Below are 2,177 nucleotides of genomic sequence, written 5' to 3' on the forward strand. Positions count from 1 at the left end.
CGCTGATCGACCAGACCAGCCAGTTGCTGCCGCGCATCAAGATCACCGAACTGCTGATGGACGTGGACGACTGGACGGGCTTCAGCCGCCACTTCACCCACCTGAAGGACGGTGCCGAGGCCAAAGACCGGACATTGCTGCTGTCAGCGATCCTGGGCGATGCGATCAACCTCGGGCTGACCAAGATGGCCGAGTCGAGCCCCGGCCTGACCTACGCCAAGCTATCCTGGCTGCAAGCCTGGCACATCCGAGACGAAACCTACTCGGCGGCCCTAGCCGAGCTGGTCAACCACCAGTACCGTCATACCTTCGCCGCTCACTGGGGCGACGGAACGACCTCTTCTTCCGATGGCCAGCGCTTCCGGGCGGGCGGTCGGGGTGAAAGCACCGGGCACGTCAACCCGAAGTACGGCAGCGAGCCGGGGCGGCTGTTCTACACCCATATTTCCGACCAGTACGCACCGTTCAGCACCCGCGTGGTGAATGTCGGCGTGCGCGATTCCACCTATGTGCTTGACGGCTTGCTGTACCACGAGTCCGACCTACGGATTGAGGAGCACTACACCGACACGGCTGGCTTCACCGATCACGTCTTCGCCCTGATGCACCTGCTGGGCTTCCGCTTCGCACCGCGCATCCGCGACCTCGGCGAAACCAAGCTGTATGTTCCGAATAGCGTCCAGGACTACCCGACATTGCGCCCAATGGTTGGCGGCACCCTGAACATCAAGCATGTCCGCGCCCACTGGGACGACATCCTGCGCCTGGCCAGCTCGATCAAGCAGGGCACCGTCACTGCCTCGCTGATGCTGCGCAAGCTCGGCAGCTACCCGCGCCAGAACGGTCTGGCCGTGGCCTTGCGCGAACTGGGCCGGATTGAGCGCACACTGTTCATCCTCGACTGGCTGCAAAGCGTAGAGCTACGTCGCCGCGTGCATGCCGGACTGAACAAGGGCGAGGCGCGCAACTCCCTGGCCAGGGCGGTGTTCTTCAACCGCCTCGGCGAAATCAGGGATCGGAGCTTCGAGCAGCAGCGCTACCGGGCCAGCGGTCTCAACCTGGTGACGGCCGCCATCGTGCTGTGGAACACGGTGTACTTGGAACGCGCCACCCAGGCGATGAGCGAAGCGGGGAAGTCGGTGGATAGCGAGCTGCTGCAATACCTGTCGCCGCTGGGGTGGGAGCACATCAACCTGACCGGCGATTATGTCTGGCGGCAGAGCCGCAGGCTGGAGGACGGGAAGTTTCGGCCGCTAAGGCTGCCCGGAAAACCTTAACGTACGATTTTTTCCGTTTTCTCTATTCGCCCCTAGTCGAGAGAGTCGATCAACCCTTTCAGCAATGACCACTTCGCCAGCCTGCAGGTCCTCGATCATGCGCAGCAGTTCAGGACGATCGGTACGGGCCCCAGATGCCTTTTCTCGGTAAATGCCTGCCACATAGAAACCAGCCGCCTTGGCGTCAGTAACTACCTTGTCTTGGCGAGCCAGGTCCTGACTGGCGGTACTGACTCGCAAATATACCCTCGCAACTTTCATGCGTCCTTCAGTCCTTTGAGGTTGGGCAGCGCTGATTCAGGTCCGAGATGGCTGCAGGTTCGGCCAGTCATGCGAACACCTTCTCTCAGGCCATGTATTTCAAACTGCCCCAGTGATAATTCAAGCGCATTGAGCGCCGGCTGGATCGAGAAATGATAGTCGTCGGATTCCGGCTGCATGTTCTGGATCGAGAACAGCAGGCCGTCCTCATCGAAGAACCCAATCGTCAGGGGGATCCAGGTGTCGCGCATCCAGAATATGCGGGGCTCAGCAGTTTCCCAGGAAAACAGCATGCCTGTGCCAGCATCGTCACGTTTGGAAAGCCCGCGTGTTTGTTGCTCTGATGTTTCTGCAACAGGCACATTGGTGAGGGTCACGCCATTGGAAAAATGAAGCTCGCAGGTCCTGGTTGGTTCCCAGGAAGGAGCAGTGGGACGGGTAAGTGCGATGGCTGCCGTGAGCATAAGCAGTACCCCCAGGCCAGCAGGCCAATAGAGTGCTGGCTTGGTCCTGTTCTGTCGGGTTGCCGGCTGGCTGTTCACGACCACATGTTTTCTCCAGAAGGGTGGGCTCATTTAGGTATAGTCATGTTGTCTAGGCATAGATGGCCTGGCCAAAAAATCAAAAGCCAATCCAAAT

2 protein-coding genes and 1 pseudogene are annotated in these 2,177 nt (G+C 59.7%); 1 reads left to right on the plus strand and 2 read right to left on the minus strand.

Going from position 1 to position 2,177, the window contains the following annotated elements; genetic code table 11:
- The coding region (locus H6X51_RS19735; RefSeq protein ID WP_185269119.1) for a Tn3 family transposase at positions 1–1,277 on the plus strand (1,277 nt) is incomplete at its 5' end.
- A 33-nt stretch (positions 1,278–1,310) separates the two neighbouring features.
- Here the strand turns inward: H6X51_RS19735 and H6X51_RS19740 are convergent.
- Both H6X51_RS19740 and H6X51_RS19745 read right to left on the minus strand, forming a co-directional pair.
- Positions 1,311–1,538: pseudogene (locus H6X51_RS19740) on the minus strand (recombinase family protein); the annotation flags it as partial.
- Positions 1,535–2,086 carry a DUF192 domain-containing protein gene (locus H6X51_RS19745; RefSeq protein WP_185269121.1) on the minus strand — a complete coding sequence of 184 codons (552 nt, stop codon included), beginning with the start codon at positions 2,084–2,086 and terminating at the stop codon, positions 1,535–1,537. The pseudogene H6X51_RS19740 and the gene H6X51_RS19745, both read right to left, overlap by 4 nt.
- Between the last annotated feature and the right edge of the window lie 91 nt (positions 2,087–2,177).

Source organism: Halopseudomonas xiamenensis, from assembly GCF_014219065.1.
Classification (GTDB): domain Bacteria; phylum Pseudomonadota; class Gammaproteobacteria; order Pseudomonadales; family Pseudomonadaceae; genus Halopseudomonas; species Halopseudomonas xiamenensis.